The organism is Escherichia sp. MOD1-EC6162 (genome assembly GCF_002965125.1).
Lineage (GTDB): Bacteria > Pseudomonadota > Gammaproteobacteria > Enterobacterales > Enterobacteriaceae > Escherichia > Escherichia marmotae.
Genome location: NZ_PTSB01000003.1, coordinates 40715 through 56299 on the forward strand (window position 1 = coordinate 40715; position 15585 = coordinate 56299).

The 15585-nt window shown below is 48.9% G+C and carries 14 protein-coding genes; 9 read left to right on the plus strand and 5 right to left on the minus strand.

Annotated features, from left to right (window positions below; genetic code table 11):
* The first annotated feature begins 48 nt into the window (after positions 1-48).
* The 3 genes from A9587_RS03985 (at position 49) to ybjH (ending at position 2441) form a co-directional block, all read left to right on the plus strand.
* The gene (locus A9587_RS03985; protein ID WP_010379705.1) at positions 49-1257 is read left to right on the plus strand and encodes an MFS transporter; all 1209 of its coding nucleotides are present in this window, start codon (positions 49-51) and stop codon (positions 1255-1257) included.
* The gene (locus tag A9587_RS03990; protein WP_001516070.1) at positions 1257-2072 is read left to right on the plus strand and encodes a Cof-type HAD-IIB family hydrolase; all 816 of its coding nucleotides are present in this window, start codon (positions 1257-1259) and stop codon (positions 2070-2072) included. The genes A9587_RS03985 and A9587_RS03990 overlap by 1 nt, the downstream gene beginning before the upstream one ends.
* A gap of 84 nt (positions 2073-2156) precedes the next feature.
* Complete coding sequence (gene ybjH, locus A9587_RS03995; RefSeq protein ID WP_010379680.1) at positions 2157-2441, plus strand: protein YbjH; 285 nt, start codon at positions 2157-2159, stop codon at positions 2439-2441.
* 40 nt (positions 2442-2481) lie between these two features.
* Here ybjH and mdfA read toward each other — a convergent pair whose 3' ends face one another.
* Positions 2482-3714, minus strand: coding sequence for a multidrug efflux MFS transporter MdfA (gene mdfA, locus A9587_RS04000; RefSeq protein WP_001516067.1), 1233 nt, complete (start codon positions 3712-3714; stop codon positions 2482-2484).
* Positions 3715-3999: 285 nt separating this feature from the next.
* Between mdfA and ybjG the strand changes: the two genes are divergently transcribed.
* Together ybjG and deoR are read left to right on the plus strand one after the other, a co-directional pair.
* Complete coding sequence (gene ybjG, locus A9587_RS04005) at positions 4000-4596, plus strand: undecaprenyl-diphosphate phosphatase (protein WP_000892326.1); 597 nt, start codon at positions 4000-4002, stop codon at positions 4594-4596.
* A 57-nt stretch (positions 4597-4653) separates the two neighbouring features.
* On the plus strand, positions 4654-5412 hold the full coding sequence (gene deoR / locus A9587_RS04010) for a DNA-binding transcriptional repressor DeoR (RefSeq protein ID WP_000450142.1): 759 nt from the start codon (positions 4654-4656) through the stop codon (positions 5410-5412).
* 47 nt (positions 5413-5459) lie between these two features.
* Here deoR and dacC read toward each other — a convergent pair whose 3' ends face one another.
* Positions 5460-6662 (minus strand): serine-type D-Ala-D-Ala carboxypeptidase, encoded by a 1203-nt coding sequence (dacC, locus tag A9587_RS04015; RefSeq protein ID WP_001516066.1) that lies wholly within the window; start codon positions 6660-6662, stop codon positions 5460-5462.
* 245 nt (positions 6663-6907) lie between these two features.
* Between dacC and gstB the strand changes: the two genes are divergently transcribed.
* A complete protein-coding gene (gstB, locus tag A9587_RS04020; RefSeq protein WP_010379678.1) occupies positions 6908-7534 on the plus strand; it encodes a glutathione S-transferase GstB in 627 nt (208 codons plus the stop codon).
* Here gstB and A9587_RS04025 read toward each other — a convergent pair.
* From A9587_RS04025 to A9587_RS04035, 3 genes are all read right to left on the minus strand, one after another.
* The gene (locus tag A9587_RS04025; RefSeq protein ID WP_105263397.1) at positions 7531-8649 is read right to left on the minus strand and encodes a PQQ-dependent sugar dehydrogenase; all 1119 of its coding nucleotides are present in this window, start codon (positions 8647-8649) and stop codon (positions 7531-7533) included. The two genes, gstB and A9587_RS04025, sit on opposite strands and share 4 nt — an antisense overlap.
* A gap of 110 nt (positions 8650-8759) precedes the next feature.
* Positions 8760-9143, minus strand: coding sequence for a biofilm formation regulator BssR (gene bssR, locus A9587_RS04030; protein ID WP_000497146.1), 384 nt, complete (start codon positions 9141-9143; stop codon positions 8760-8762).
* A 104-nt stretch (positions 9144-9247) separates the two neighbouring features.
* Positions 9248-11302, minus strand: coding sequence for a beta-galactosidase (locus A9587_RS04035; protein ID WP_061090916.1), 2055 nt, complete (start codon positions 11300-11302; stop codon positions 9248-9250).
* A 233-nt stretch (positions 11303-11535) separates the two neighbouring features.
* On the opposite strand from A9587_RS04035, the gene A9587_RS04040 reads away from it, so the two are divergent.
* The 3 genes from A9587_RS04040 (at position 11536) to rimO (ending at position 15561) form a co-directional block, all read left to right on the plus strand.
* A complete protein-coding gene (locus A9587_RS04040; protein WP_000849774.1) occupies positions 11536-12618 on the plus strand; it encodes a LacI family DNA-binding transcriptional regulator in 1083 nt (360 codons plus the stop codon).
* A 254-nt stretch (positions 12619-12872) separates the two neighbouring features.
* Complete coding sequence (locus A9587_RS04045; RefSeq protein WP_105263398.1) at positions 12873-14108, plus strand: oligosaccharide MFS transporter; 1236 nt, start codon at positions 12873-12875, stop codon at positions 14106-14108.
* 127 nt (positions 14109-14235) lie between these two features.
* Positions 14236-15561, plus strand: a complete 1326-nt coding sequence (gene rimO / locus A9587_RS04050) for a 30S ribosomal protein S12 methylthiotransferase RimO (RefSeq protein WP_000049369.1) — start codon at positions 14236-14238, stop codon at positions 15559-15561.
* The last annotated feature ends 24 nt before the right edge of the window (positions 15562-15585 follow it).

Below are 15585 nucleotides of genomic sequence, written 5' to 3' on the forward strand. Positions count from 1 at the left end.
CACAACCTTGCTAAGGTTGTCTTCCCTCTTCTTTTTTTGACGTGATCTATGACAGTAAATTCTTCACGTAATGCCTTGAAACGCCGTACCTGGGCGTTGTTTATGTTCTTCTTTTTGCCAGGACTGCTAATGGCTTCCTGGGCCACCCGCACGCCAGCAATTCGGGATATTCTCTCTGTCTCTATCGCTGAAATGGGCGGTGTACTCTTTGGCCTGTCGATAGGTTCGATGAGCGGTATCCTCTGCTCGGCGTGGTTAGTGAAACGCTTTGGGACGCGTAATGTCATTCTGGTCACTATGTCCTGCGCTTTGATCGGGATGATGATATTAAGTCTGGCGCTCTGGCTGACATCCCCCGTCCTCTTTGCCGTTGGTCTTGGTGTCTTTGGGGCCAGTTTTGGTTCCGCTGAAGTGGCGATAAACGTTGAAGGCGCAGCCGTTGAGCGAGAAATGAATAAAACGGTTTTGCCTATGATGCACGGCTTTTATAGCCTGGGCACGCTGGCAGGCGCTGGTGTCGGGATGGCGTTGACAGCCTTTGGTGTTCCGGCAACTGTACATATTTTGTTGGCGGCACTGGCGGGCATCGCACCTATTTATATTGCTATTAAGGCAATCCCTGGCGGTACGGGCAAAAACGCTGCCGATGGCTCGCAGCATGACGAAAAAGGTGTGCCTTTTTACCGTGACATCCAGTTGCTGTTGATTGGTGTCGTAGTACTGGCAATGGCTTTTGCAGAAGGCTCTGCCAACGATTGGTTACCCTTATTAATGGTTGATGGCCACGGTTTTAGTCCAACGTCAGGCTCACTGATTTATGCCGGTTTCACATTGGGGATGACCGTTGGACGCTTCACCGGTGGCTGGTTCATCGACCGTTACAGCCGCGTTGCCGTAGTACGTGCCAGTGCCTTGATGGGTGCGTTGGGTATCGGACTGATTATTTTTGTCGATAGCGCATGGGTCGCTGGGGTGTCTGTTGTGCTTTGGGGATTGGGCGCTTCTCTGGGCTTCCCACTAACCATTTCTGCCGCCAGCGATACCGGCCCCGATGCGCCGACCCGCGTCAGCGTAGTGGCAACGACGGGTTATCTGGCATTCCTCGTCGGGCCGCCACTGCTGGGCTATCTCGGAGAACATTATGGATTACGTAGTGCAATGCTGGTTGTGCTGGCGCTGGTTATTCTTGCGGCTATTGTCGCTAAAGCCGTCGCCAAACCCGATACAAAAACGCAAACTGCGATGGAGAATAGTTGATGGGCATTAAATTAATTGCGGTAGATATGGACGGTACTTTCTTAAGCGATCAAAAAACCTATAACCGTGAGCGGTTTATGGCCCAGTATCAGCAGATGAAAGCACAAGGTATTCGCTTTGTGGTCGCCAGTGGAAATCAATATTATCAGTTAATTTCGTTCTTTCCCGAAATTGCCAATGAAATTGCCTTTGTGGCGGAAAACGGCGGCTGGGTGGTGAACGAAGGCAAAGATGTTTTTAATGGCGAACTGTCGAAGGACGCATTTTCCACTATTGTGGAGCATTTACTGACGCGCCCGGAGGTGGAAATTATTGCCTGTGGAAAAAATAGCGCCTATACCCTGAAAAAGTATGACGCCGAAATGAAGGCCGTGGCGGAGATGTACTATCATCGCCTGGAATATGTCGATAACTTTGACAATATCGACGATATCTTCTTCAAGTTTGGGTTAAATCTCTCTGACGAACTGATTCCGCAAGTGCAAAAAGAGTTACATGATTCTATTGGCGATATTATGGTGCCAGTCCATACCGGCAACGGTAGTATCGATTTGATTATCCCCGGCGTACATAAAGCCAATGGCCTGCGTCAACTCCAGAAATTATGGGGCATAGACGACAGCGAAGTGGTGGTTTTTGGCGATGGCGGTAATGATATTGAGATGCTGCGTCAGGCGGGCTTTAGCTTTGCAATGGAAAATGCTGGCAACGCAGTCGTAGCGGCGGCGAAATACCGTGCAGGCTCCAATAACCATGAAGGCGTACTGGACATTATCGATAAAGTTCTTAAACACGAAGCGCCATTTAATCAATAAAACGGCAGCACGCCCGGCAACACAATGCCTGAATGAAGGATGCATAATCCGCGGAAATTACCCTTCTGGATTATTTCAGGCGAAATGATGATGAAAAAATGTGTACTGCTGGGCGCGTTTCTGTTGAGTTTTACTGGTGTGGCAATGGCGCAAAGTGTCACCGTTGATGTGCCGAGTGGATACAAAGTGGTGGTGGTCCCTGATTCAGTCAGCGTTCCGCAAGCCGTCAGCGTTGCCAGCGTGCCGCAAACCGTATACGTGGCCCCTACGCCAGCTCCGGCTTACCGTGCACATCCATATGTCCGTCACCTTGCCAGCGTAGGCGAAGGGATGGTAATCGAACATCAGATCGACGACCATCACCACTAATCCCTGAATGCCTGATTGTATAAAACAACCAGGCATTTTCTTATCCGTCGTTAGAATTTCCTGTTTGTTTATCTTTTAAAAAGATAAACATCAGCAGCAGCCACAAAACTCCGTTGGCAAGATTAAACAGATTAAACAATCCATTACCGCCATTCAGCCAGGCATGTTTACTGATCTCAATACCTACGGTAAAGATCAACATTTGCAACATCCCCATCGCCGCCGATACCGTCCCTTTACTCATATCACTGGCGAACAACGTTAAACGCACCAGCCCTGCATTCGCCAGACCAATACCAAAAGCATAAATACTTAACCCGGCGGTCATCCATAAATACGCGTGCGATGAGATGACCGTGGCCGCTGCGGCGACCAGCAGACCAATCATAATCGGCCAGCCCCCCATAATAATCAGCGAACGTACGGTACGGCGCGAGGTCAGACGTGCCAGCAGCAAATTACCCGCAATTAACGCGCCGAAAATGGGCACTTGCAGCAAACCATATTCATAGCTACTCAACTGTTCACCGGTGATGATGATAATCGGTGACTGGGCAATCCACGCCAGTAACGGCAGACTGACAAATCCCAGCGCCAGCGCTCCTGCAACAAAGCGGCTGTTCTTCAGTACCAGCTTATAGTCTCGACCAAGCTCTTTCAGCGACAGTTTCTCGCCAATGCGCGTAGCCGTTTCTGGCATCGCACGTTGCAGACCGAAGAAGGAGATCGCCGCCAATGCAGCAAACAACACAAACATCCCTTCCCAGGGCAACACATGAATCCACGCGGCACCCACCAATGGCCCGAGTAACGGAGCAATCAGCGCCACATTCGCCATCAGCGCGGTGATCTTGATACAAACCGCCTCTTCAAAAGATTCCTGAATCGCGGCGTAACCCACAGCGCCAATGAAACAGAGGCTTATCCCCTGTAGAAAGCGCAACAGCGTGAATTGTTCAATGTTTTGCGCCAGTAATATCGCCAGGCAGGTGATTATGAACCACACCACGCCAGCTAACATTACCGGACGGCGACCAATACGATCCGACAGTGGTCCTAACAGCCACTGTAAAAACATCCCTCCCGCCAGGTAAGCGGTCATCGAAGTAGGAACCCAGTCAATACCCGCCTGATACTGCTCCACCACGGCGAGCATACCGGGTTGAATCATATCGTTGCCGATATAGGTCGAGAATTCGTAGAGCACCAGACAGAGGGGGAAAAGTAATGCCTGACGCCCAAGTCTGGCACCTGTTGCTAATTTATTTTGCATGCAATTTCTTCGCCAATAATAATCGCGCAAATTTTAATAAAAGCGTGGCAAACGAGAAAGCAAATTTTGTAGCTGAAACCACGGTTAAGCACATTCTTACGTTATTCCGAGTATAGCCCCCCTTTCTTTAAGCTTTATTTAATTTCTTCGCGTTACCATTCTCTGCTGTAAGCCAATCCGGTTGAGGTAAATAAGACGATGCCGCTTTACCCTGTTTAACAAGCGATTTATTCTCATCGACTTGCCTGATGGCTGCCCACTAATCACCTTTTGAGTCTGAAAGTTATGCTGGAAAATCTGAATTATTCATTATTCTCTCTTATTAATGCGACGCCAGACTCATCCGCATGGATGATTTCGTTAGCAATTTTTATTGCCAAAGATTTAATTACCGTGGTGCCATTGTTGGCTACGGTGCTTTGGCTATGGGGATTTACGGCGCAACGACAACTGGTGATAAAAATCGCCATCGCGCTAGCGGTCAGTCTGTTTGTTTCCTGGACGATGGGCCATCTGTTTCCGCATGACCGTCCATTTGTCGAGAATGTCGGCTATAACTTCCTGCATCATGCAGCAGATGACTCTTTCCCGAGCGATCATGGCACGGTGATATTTACCTTTGCGCTGGCATTTTTATGCTGGCATCGTTTGTGGTCAGGAGCAATCCTCATGGTACTGGCGGTAGTTATTGCCTGGTCGCGCGTTTATCTCGGTGTTCACTGGCCGCTGGACATGCTTGGTGGATTGTTGGCGGGAATGATTGGTTGCCTTAGCGCCCAGATTATCTGGCAAGCTGTGGGATCCAGGCTCTACCAGCGGCTGCAATTGTGGTATCGCATCTGTTTCGCCTTACCAATACGTAAAGGCTGGGTGCGTGGCTGATTTCGGATAAAAAGTGTAATATCAGGCGGCTCGCTTCAATAACAATTCAGAGGGATTATGGAAACACGTCGCGAAGAGCGTATCGGGCAATTACTGCAAGAATTAAAACGCAGCGATAAGTTACATCTGAAGGACGCCGCCACCCTGCTCGGGGTTTCAGAGATGACGATTCGCCGCGATTTGAATAACAACAGCGCCCCCGTCGTATTACTCGGCGGTTATATCGTTCTGGAACCGCGCAGTGCCAGCCATTACCTGTTAAGCGATCAAAAATCCCGTCTGGTGGAAGAAAAACGCCGGGCGGCAAAACTGGCTGCGACGCTGGTAGAACCCGATCAGACCCTCTTTTTTGACTGTGGCACTACCACGCCGTGGATTATTGAAGCGATAGATAATGAAATCCCTTTCACCGCCGTTTGTTATTCACTAAATACCTTTCTGGCACTGAAAGAGAAACCCCATTGCCGGGTGTTTCTTTGCGGCGGTGAATTTCATGCCAGTAACGCCATTTTTAAACCCGTCGATTTTCAATTGACGTTGAATAATTTCTGTCCAGATATCGCTTTTTATTCCGCAGCCGGAGTGCATATCAGTAAAGGTGCTACCTGTTTTAATCTTGAAGAGTTGCCGGTAAAACACTGGGCCATGTCGATGGCGCAAAAGCATGTGCTGGTTGTCGACCACAGTAAGTTTGGCAAGGTACGCCCGGCACGCATGAGTGACCTGAAACGATTTGATATTGTGGTAAGCGATCGTTGCCCGGAAGATGAGTATGTGAAGTACGCACAGACGCAGCATATTAAGTTGATGTATTGATGATGCATAACCGGATGACGTTAACGCGTCATCCGGTCATCAGAAGATTAAGAGAACCAGCCGCCGAACCACTGATGGAATTTCATCATTACGAAGTCCCACATCCGACCAAAGAATCCGCCCTCTTCCACATTTTCCATCACGATCAGCGGACGCTGTTCAATCGACTTGCCGTTAAGCTGGAAATCAATAGTGCCGACGACCTGACCTTTTTTCAGCGGTGCGGTAAGCTGCGGTTCCGTTAACGTGTAACTGGCTTTCAGGTTTTTCAATTGCCCACGAGGGATGGTCACCGATCCCCCTTCACCGGCACCGAGATTCACTTCGCTCTTATCACCAAACCAAACCCGCTGAGTCACAAAGGTGGCATCAGGTTTAATTGGTGTCACGGTTTCAAAGAAGCGGAAACCCCAGGTCAGTAATTTCTCAGACTCATTAAAACGGATACGGTCAGTTTTCGCCCCCAGCACCACAGAGATCAAACGCATATCACCCTGGGTAGCCGAAGCGACCAGATTGTATCCCGCACCTGCCGTGGTTCCGGTCTTCATACCATCAACATTAACGTTACTGCTCCACAACAGGCGATTACGGTTAGGTTGGCGAATTTTGTTAAAGGTAAACTCTTTCTCTTTATGAATGGCATACTCTTCCGGTACATCGTGAATTAACGCTTTACCCAGCAATGCCATATCGCGCGCGGTACTAAACTGCCCCGGTGCATCCAGGCCGTGTACCGTCTGGAAGGTGGTGTTGGTCAGGCCCAGTTTCTTCGCATAACCATTCATCAAACCAATAAATGACTCCTGGCTGCCCGCAACATAATCTGCCAGTGCAATACAGGCATCATTACCGGACTGAATGATCACACCTTTATTCAAATCCGCCACAGAGACCTGATCGCCCGGTTTAAGAAACATGACCGATGAACCGCGCAGCGCTGGATTGCCCGTTGCCCAGGCATCTTTACCGACCGTCACCATATCGGTGAGTTTGATCTTATCGGCCTTAAGTGCCTGTCCAACCACATAGCTGGTCATGATTTTAGTCAGGCTTGCGGGGTCCAGTTTCTCATCCGCATTGCCTTCTGCCAGCACTTTGCCGCTGGCATAATCCATTAAAATCCATGCACGCGCATCCACGCTCGGCGCTTCAACGGTCTGTTCCGCCGCAAATGCCGTTGGGGCAAAAAGGAATAAAAATGCAGAACCCGCTGCAAGACCACGAAGGAAAGAGGAGTATTGCGTCATAAATGCCACCCGAGTATCCATTCAAAAAAAATACGTTATATCGCCGTATGATAAGTTCGGTGATTAATAACGCACACACAAGCTTAAAGAAACCGTAAATTGGTAAAGTTTTTAAAGTTTATGCAATATCCTGCCGCTTCGCTGCTTCTGGTGTCATTTTTTTACTCACTGTTGCTTAAAAGTTAACTTTACTTCACCATCGGAATCCTGTTCAGCCTGTGGCTGCCTGTATAAAAGGGGTGACTATGATTACGCTGTGGGGTCGGAATAATTCAACCAACGTTAAAAAAGTGTTGCTGACGCTCGAAGAACTGGAACTACCTTATGAGCAAATTTTGGCGGGTCGTGAGTTTGGGGTAAACCATGACGCCGATTTTCTGGCGATGAATCCTAACGGGCTGGTGCCGCTGTTGCGTGACGACGAAAGTAATTTAATTCTTTGGGAATCAAACGCCATTGTCCGCTACCTTGCAGCACAGTACGGGCAAAACCGTTTATGGATCGACTCACCGGCACGCCGCGCAGAAGCCGAAAAGTGGATGGACTGGGCAAACCAGACGCTCAGTAATGCCCATCGAGGGATCCTGATGGGATTGGTCAGAACGCCACCGGAAGAGCGCGATCAGGCCGCCATTGACGCCAGTTGCAAGGAATGCGACGCCCTGTTTGCCCTTCTCGATGCAGAGTTGGCGAAAGTGAAATGGTTCTCCGGCGATGCATTTGGTGTGGGCGACATTGCCATCGCGCCGTTTATCTACAATTTGTTTAACGTTGGCCTGACCTGGACACCACGTCCGAATCTGCAACGCTGGTATCAGCAACTCACCGAACGCCCCGCGGTGCGTAAAGTTGTGATGATCCCTGTTAGCTAATTATTGCGTGGGCTAACTTTGAGTAATTCTCCATTGGACTCGTCGGTCAGAACGTATAAATAACCGTCGGGTCCGCTGCGAACATCACGAATTCGCTGCCTCCTGTCCGTTAATATGCGACCATCTTCTGCCACCTTGTTGCCTTTAACGCTCATCACGATGACATTTTTATCTTTCAGCGCGCCAATAAATAATTTTTGCCGCCACTGGGGGAATTTGTCGCTGTTATAGAAGGCCATGCCGCTCACCGCCGGTGAATCCTTCCAGTAAAAAATGGGTTGTTCAGTCCCGGCGACGATTTCCCCTTTCGCTTCCGGTATTTTAAAACCTGAGTAATTCATCCCCCAGGTTGCCAGCGGCCAACCGTAGTTTTTACCTTTTTCCGGGATATTAATTTCATCGCCGCCGCGCGGACCGTGTTCATTCAACCACAGCGTATTACTCCACGGATTCATCGCCATCCCTTGCGGGTTACGAATGCCATAAGACCAGATCCCGGCTCGCACACCAGACTCCTCCACAAAGGGATTATCATCCGGGATCTCGCCCTGGTCGGTCAGGCGCACTAATTTACCCTGCAATTTATCCAGATCCTGCGCCGTCGGGCGCTGATTGTTTTCACCCAGACCAATATACAGATAGCCTTTACCATCGAATACCAGCCGCCCGCCAAAATGATTACCGGTAGAAAGTTTTGGCGTCTGGCGAAAAACGGTGCGGAAGTCCGTCACTTTTGCGAGGTCATCAGTTAAGCGGCCATAACCTACGGCAGTTCCGGCTTTACCATCATCACCGACTTCAGAAAAACTTAACCAGATACGGCGCGACTGGGCAAAATCAGGCGCTAATGCCACATCCAGCAAACCGCCCTGCCCGTGCGCCCAGACTTCCGGCACACCGGCAAGCGGCGCAGATAATCCTTTTCCTGCTTGCCAGTGGCGTAACTCGCCGCCGCGCAGGGTGATTAACATGCCGTGATTATCCGGTAAGAAGGCCAGCGCCCACGGATGGTCGAGTTTATCCTGCAGTACTTCGACATTTACCGTTTCGGGTGCCGCCCAAAGAGCGGAAGGAATACAGAGAAGGGGCACAAAGTAAAAGGATTGTCGATACATAACACCTCCGGATTGACTCTGGCTTAAAGCGTAGTCAGTCAGGGGCGTGACAAATTTATTTTTACATAAACTTAAATATGAAGGGGGAGACGCCTTCTCCCCCTTAGCTTTCAGGCCTGCTCAAGCATGGCGTGCTTCTCCAGGCTCTGGATACTCAGCGTTAAGCTCATCAGACAATTTTCAAGCTTATCGGCGTTGACGGTAATAAAAGTTGGGCAATCATGATACCCACTCATCAAACATACTGCGGCTGTCGCTAATGCTTCTTCAGCATGATGAAGAGCATTCCACTCTTCCTGATCCAGGTGAAGATTCAACCGCAGCGATTTATCGTGCAGTTCGCGATTCAGTTTAAAAAAGTTATCTCGTAGATGATTGCTTTCGCTGACGGACATGTATCCTTTGGCCTTCCTCAGTCGCACATATGCGGCGAGGTCAACTCGAGCATCGTTCAACCGATTAAGCAGATCGCTTCGCTGTCTGTCAACGAACATACTTCGATCCTCCTCTTTGCAGCCTTAGTGCAATTAAATAGTATGGCTACTTTTTGAACAAAGTGCTGTCAAGGATCAATACTTCACATCTTATTAATAATAATTTACATTATTTCTCTTTCCAGTACCTCGCATCCCCAGGGTGCCAGTTCTAATTCTTGTGAACAAGCCTTGCCTGTTTCCGCCACTCGCCATGCACCAGGAAGCACCACATTTTGTACATGAGCAGTGTAATTTTGTACAAAAACCCATTCCTGATTGCCGTCTGTCCGACGCGTTGCAATAACGCCAACAGGAAGTTCAGTCGCAAGGGCTTTTGGAAGATTAAGTGAGTTGATCAACATCGCAGCAAACGCTTGATGAAATGACGCATCATTACGCGAAGCCACATAGAAAGCACGTCCCTGTCCGACGTGATTTACCGTTAACGCAGGTGTACCTGCATAAAAATCCTCACCATAGCGCGCCAGAACCTGTGCGCCTTCGGCGTGAATAACCGCACATAATTCCCTTGCCTGCCATTTACCTTGCAATCCATAGGCATTCGGCTCGCAGATAACTTCGTTATGCTGATAATCATTAAGGCTATCGATCTCTTCAGCCCACACGCCCATCAGGTCACGCAACGGGCCAGGAAAACCGCCCAGGTGACATAAATCAGTTTCATTGACAATCCCGGACCAGTAAGTGGTGACAAAATTGCCACCAGCTTCGACATAGGCACGGGCACGATCAGCAAATCCATCGCGAACCATATAGAGCATTGGAGCGATAACTAATTGATAACCCGTAAGATCACAATCAGCGTTGATAATATCGACCGCCACCCCCTGCTCCCAGAAAGGTCGGTAATGATCCACTACCGTTTGTTCGTAATGGATACCGCAATTGCGCGGCCCGGCAGCATCATTAATCGCCCAGCGGTTTTCCCAGTCGAAAATAATGGCAACTTTAGCCTGAGTTTTCGTCCCGACCAATTGCTTAAGATGTGCCAGTCGTTGCCCTAGCTGTATAACTTCGCGCCCGGTACGCGTCTCCAGATGACCGACGTGATCAACCACCGCACCATGAAACTTCTCCACGGCTCCGCGACTCTTACGCCACTGAAAATAGTGCACGCCATCTGCGCCATGAGCGACGGCCTGTAAAGAAGAAAGAATGTTCATTCCCGGCTTTTTCAATTTGCTGGTTGGCTGCCAACTTGTCTGGCTGGGGGTGGATTCCATCAGAATGAACGGTTTATTTTTCAAGGTACGCATCAGATCGTGATACATCGCTGTTTTACAAGCTACGGCGCGTTCATCTTCCTGTTTGTGCCACATGGGATAGCTATCCCAACTTACAAAATCGACAACCTCAGCTAATGACCAGTAGTTGTAATCATTGAAATACCACATAAAATTGGTAGTCGCGGGTAACTCAGGCCGTTCTGCTTTTAGCGGCGCGACTTCCATTTGATAGAATTCTTTTACCTGCGATGTGACAAAGCGTCGCCAGTCAAGATTCAGGCCGTGGTTAGACATCTCACCTAATGGAGAAGGTGACTCAATTTGTGACCAGTCACTGTATGTATGGCTCCAGAAGCCTGTCCACCATGCCTGATTAAGTGCCTCAAGAGTGGTGTAACGAGTCTGCAACCAATGGCGAAACGCCTGTTGGCATCCGTTACAATGACACTCACCGCCATACTCATTACTGATATGCCATCCCAGAACCGCCGGATGATTCGCGTATCGCTGCGCCAGCTTACGGTTAATTTGCGTCACTTTTTCTTTATACACTGGCGAAGAAAGGCAGTGATTATGGCGACCGCCGTGAAGCATTTTCTCGCGTGACGCGCTAACTCTCAGAACCTCTGGATAACGTGCTGCAAGCCAGGCGGGTTTGGCTCCGCTCGGGGTTGCCAGGAAGACAGAGATCCCGCCAGCATGAAGTTTATCCAACACCTCATCCAGCCAGTCAAAGCGATATTCCCCCTCTGTGGGTTCCAGCATTGACCAGCTAAAGATGCCCACCGACATGGTGTTACAACCAGCCTGTTGCATCATGGCAATATCTTTCTCCAGGATCCCAGGGACATGTAACCATTGTTCCGGATTGTAATCGGCACCATGAAGTAACCACGGGGCTGTGGGGATGATCGGTGGATGCTTGTCCATGCTGACTCCTGAATTGTTTTAAACAGACAAAAAATGTTATTCGTTCACAATACTGTCATCTAGTAATTAATTGCTTCGTTATGCAAGAAGTGTCCGGTAGAAATGTGAGCAACTACGCGTTTTTCCATTCAAACAGGCTCCACGGTTTGGCAGACATGCGCTGAAATACGTGAGCGTGATACGTATGACATTCACTGCGGTATACTGTGACAAATCTTTTAGCCGGGGCGAATATGAAAACCAAAGCTGCAACCCTTGCCGATGTTGCTCGTCATGCCAATGTTTCTTATCAGACAGTGTCGCGGGTGCTTAACAATTCAGCGAACGTGTCTGCCAAAACACGTCAAAAAATTGAACAAGCCATTGCCGAACTTAAGTACGTTCCAAATCGCGTAGCTCAACAGTTGGTAGGGAAAGAGAGCAAAACGGTGGGGCTGGTCACCACCTCACTCGCCCTACATGCCCCTTCACAAATTGCGGCGGCGGTAAAAAAATATGCCGGGGAGCAGGGATATCAGGTGCTGATATCGATGATTGATGATGTTGATATTAAAGGTATTCAGGCTGCAGTTAATGACTTAAAAGCACAACGGGTAACAAAGATTATTATCAACGCCCCCCTGGAAACGGCATTGGCTGAAACTCTGGTTGCTGAAAACAGTGATGTATTGTGTCTGTTTCTCGACGTGGACCCTTATAGCCCGGTGTTTAACGTCACCTTTAATCCCGCAGAAGGTGCACGCGCCAGCGTAAAATATCTTTACGACTTGGGGCATCGTCAATTTTGCTTGATCTCTGGCCCTGAAAATTCAGTACCGGCGCGGTTACGACTCAATACCTGGCGCGATACCCTCGCCTCACTCCAACTGACACCGCTGGCCATACATTACGGTAGCTGGGACGCTCAAAGCGGCTATCTGGCGACATTACAGATGCTACGTGAAACGCCACAGGCGACCGCTCTTCTGATCGCGAACGATCAGATGGCGTTGGGTGCGTTAAGCGCCTTACATCAACAAAAACGTAAAATCCCGCAGGATATTTCTGTCATTGGCTATGACGACACCTATGAGAGTGCGTTTTTTGAACCTTCACTGACGACCGTCGCAATCGACTTTGATTTGCAAGGGAAAATTGCCGTTCAACAAATTTTACAGCCGGACGATGCACAAGCTATGCTCCGCTCTTCAACCATCCTTCCCAGCCGTCTGGTCGTGCGTAATTCTGCTGGCCCTCTGCACTCACCACAGGCTGATCTGATGAACATTGCCGAACACCTTCGCACGCTGGCAGATGAGCTAACACGCAAGGCATAAAAGTAATACGTTCTCATAAAGAAGATTTAGTGATCCATTTCGCTAAATCTTTTTTATTATCAGCAATAAATGTGATGTAAATCTCAAACATTCATTTAACACATTGCCTAATCATCAATGTCAGGGCCAGAGTAAAAATGAAATTGTTAACGTATGACATTTCCGGAGATGCATACCAAAACAATAACCAGTAAGCACAGCTAATGCCTGTGCCAACGGTAAATGACCCAACGCCAGTGATTGAGGATATGGCTATGTTATTGCCCGGTAAACGTAATTATATTTTGCTCAGTATTTTCGATTTTCTGTACCTCTTCGCCTGGTCGGCAACGATGGCATTTTTTGTCATATGGACGACACAGCATCTGGAAATTACCGCCACACGCACAGGATTACTTTATTCCGTTAATGCTTTCATTGCGTTATTAATGCAGCCGTTCTTCGGTTTCATCTCCGATAAATTTGGTCTTAAGAAACAACTCATCTGGATCCTCGTCGCATTATTACTTCCCGTAGGCCCATTCTTTATTTATGTGTATGCCCCGCTTCTGGTTCATAACTTCTGGCTGGGCGCTGTTTTGGGTGGCGTTTACCTGGGGATCATTTTTAATTCTGGCTGTGGCGTTCTGGATTCCTGGATAGATAAAGTTTCGCGTCGTTATCATTTTGAATATGGTCGCGTAAGGATGTGGGGCTCTCTGGGATGGGCCGCCGCCGCGTGGATTGTTGGTAAATATATTGATACCAACCCTAATCTCTCTTTCTGGCTGGCAAGCTGCGCCATTGTGATCGCCGCAATCTGCTTTATGTTTACCAAAATCGAACTTACCGAGGCCGAAATTGAAAAAACCAATTCGCTGAAAGCCATCCATGCCCTTGAGCTGGCAAAAAATAGTCAGTTCTGGTTTTTATTGATGTTCACTCTGTTCGTAACACAAATTTATGACACCTACGATCAACAGTTCGCACAGTATTTTTCGCTGCAATTTCCGACACCAGAAGAAGGCAATCGCTGGTACGGAATTCTGGCTTCTGTTCAGGTCTGCGGAGAAACCTTATTTCTCTGCCTGATGCCGTGGTTTGTTAACCGCACTGGTGCAAAATGGGCGTTAGTGATTGCCGGAACCATTATGTCGTTACGCATTGCCGGTTCTGCAATCCAACTGGGACCGGTGTGGATTGCAGCCGTTAAAATGATGCACGCCATCGAAAAACCACTGATCCTGGTGTCTGTGTTTAAATTTATCGCGGCTAACTTTGATCATAAACTCTCTTCAACGGTCTACCTGCTAGTGCTTTTTGTGGCATCCATCGCCACAGCAATCTATTCACCCATTGCAGGCTATCTGTATGACACCATTGACTTTGCTGAAACCTATCTAATCCTGGGGGCTATTGCCGGTTGCTTCACGCTTATTTCGGTCTTTACGCTGCGGGACAAATCCAGCAGCCAGCCTACGGAGACGCTAACTGAAAATTCTGTAGCATGATCCTCATTTGCGCCCCTTTATTTGGGGCGCTTTCCTCACCGGTTGACCAGATTGCGATACAAATTTTATCCAGAACTCTGTAGAATCCCTGCCCTGACCTTTCCTGTAACTGAATATTTTTTAAGCTATGAGCAAAGTAACTCCCCAGCCGAAAATCGGCTTTGTTTCCCTCGGCTGTCCGAAAAACCTCGTCGATTCAGAGCGCATTCTGACTGAACTGCGCACTGAAGGTTATGATGTAGTACCGAGCTATGACGACGCAGATATGGTGATCGTCAACACCTGCGGCTTTATTGACAGTGCGGTGCAAGAATCACTGGAAGCCATTGGCGAAGCGTTGAATGAAAACGGCAAGGTAATTGTGACCGGTTGTCTGGGGGCGAAAGAAGATCAAATCCGCGAAGTCCATCCAAAAGTGCTGGAAATCACCGGCCCTCATAGCTACGAGCAGGTTCTGGAACACGTTCATCACTACGTGCCAAAACCGAAACACAACCCATTCCTGAGCCTGGTGCCGGAGCAAGGTGTTAAGCTGACACCGCGTCATTATGCTTATCTGAAGATTTCCGAAGGCTGTAACCATCGTTGCACCTTCTGCATTATTCCGTCTATGCGCGGCGATCTGGTGAGCCGCCCGATTGGCGAAGTGTTAAGTGAAGCGAAACGTCTGGTTGATGCGGGTGTTAAAGAGATTCTGGTGATCTCCCAGGATACTTCCGCGTATGGTGTTGATGTAAAACACCGCACTGGCTTCCACAACGGCGAACCGGTAAAAACCAGCATGGTCAGCCTGTGCGAACAGCTATCAAAACTGGGGATCTGGACGCGCCTGCACTACGTTTACCCTTACCCGCATGTGGATGACGTCATCCCGTTGATGGCAGAAGGCAAAATTCTGCCATATCTGGATATTCCGTTACAGCACGCCAGCCCGCGCATTCTCAAACTGATGAAGCGTCCGGGTTCTGTAGATCGCCAACTGGCGCGCATTAAACAGTGGCGCGAAATTTGCCCGGAACTGACACTGCGCTCAACCTTTATTGTCGGTTTCCCTGGCGAGACGGAAGAAGATTTCCAGATGCTGCTCGATTTCCTGAAAGAAGCTCGTCTGGATCGCGTTGGTTGCTTTAAATACAGCCCGGTTGAAGGTGCTGATGCCAATGCCCTGCCTGACCAGGTTCCGGAAGAAGTGAAAGAAGAACGCTGGAACCGCTTCATGCAACTGCAACAGCAGATTTCCGCCGAGCGTCTGCAGGAGAAGGTGGGTCGTGAAATTCTGGTGATCATCGACGAAGTGGACGAAGAAGGCGCGATTGGCCGCAGTATGGCAGATGCACCGGAAATCGACGGCGCGGTTTATCTCAATGGTGAAACCAACGTTAAGCCGGGTGATATTGTGCGTGTGAAAGTCGAACACGCCGATGAGTACGATTTGTGGGGTAGTCGGGTTTAATTAATGTCAGGCCGGGCAAATTAC

Bases quoted from the DNA above. Each gene is read 5' to 3' on its own strand.
- A9587_RS03985 (WP_010379705.1), top strand. From the start codon at position 49: ATGACAGTAAATTCTTCACGTAATGCCTTGAAACGCCGTACCTGGGCG.
- A9587_RS03990 (WP_001516070.1), top strand. From the start codon at position 1,257: ATGGGCATTAAATTAATTGCGGTAGATATGGACGGTACTTTCTTAAGC.
- ybjH (WP_010379680.1), top strand. From the start codon at position 2,157: ATGATGATGAAAAAATGTGTACTGCTGGGCGCGTTTCTGTTGAGTTTT.
- mdfA (WP_001516067.1), bottom strand. From the start codon at position 3,714: ATGCAAAATAAATTAGCAACAGGTGCCAGACTTGGGCGTCAGGCATTA.
- ybjG (WP_000892326.1), top strand. From the start codon at position 4,000: ATGCTGGAAAATCTGAATTATTCATTATTCTCTCTTATTAATGCGACG.
- deoR (WP_000450142.1), top strand. From the start codon at position 4,654: ATGGAAACACGTCGCGAAGAGCGTATCGGGCAATTACTGCAAGAATTA.
- dacC (WP_001516066.1), bottom strand. From the start codon at position 6,662: ATGACGCAATACTCCTCTTTCCTTCGTGGTCTTGCAGCGGGTTCTGCA.
- gstB (WP_010379678.1), top strand. From the start codon at position 6,908: ATGATTACGCTGTGGGGTCGGAATAATTCAACCAACGTTAAAAAAGTG.
- A9587_RS04025 (WP_105263397.1), bottom strand. From the start codon at position 8,649: ATGTATCGACAATCCTTTTACTTTGTGCCCCTTCTCTGTATTCCTTCC.
- bssR (WP_000497146.1), bottom strand. From the start codon at position 9,143: ATGTTCGTTGACAGACAGCGAAGCGATCTGCTTAATCGGTTGAACGAT.
- A9587_RS04035 (WP_061090916.1), bottom strand. From the start codon at position 11,302: ATGGACAAGCATCCACCGATCATCCCCACAGCCCCGTGGTTACTTCAT.
- A9587_RS04040 (WP_000849774.1), top strand. From the start codon at position 11,536: ATGAAAACCAAAGCTGCAACCCTTGCCGATGTTGCTCGTCATGCCAAT.
- A9587_RS04045 (WP_105263398.1), top strand. From the start codon at position 12,873: ATGTTATTGCCCGGTAAACGTAATTATATTTTGCTCAGTATTTTCGAT.
- rimO (WP_000049369.1), top strand. From the start codon at position 14,236: ATGAGCAAAGTAACTCCCCAGCCGAAAATCGGCTTTGTTTCCCTCGGC.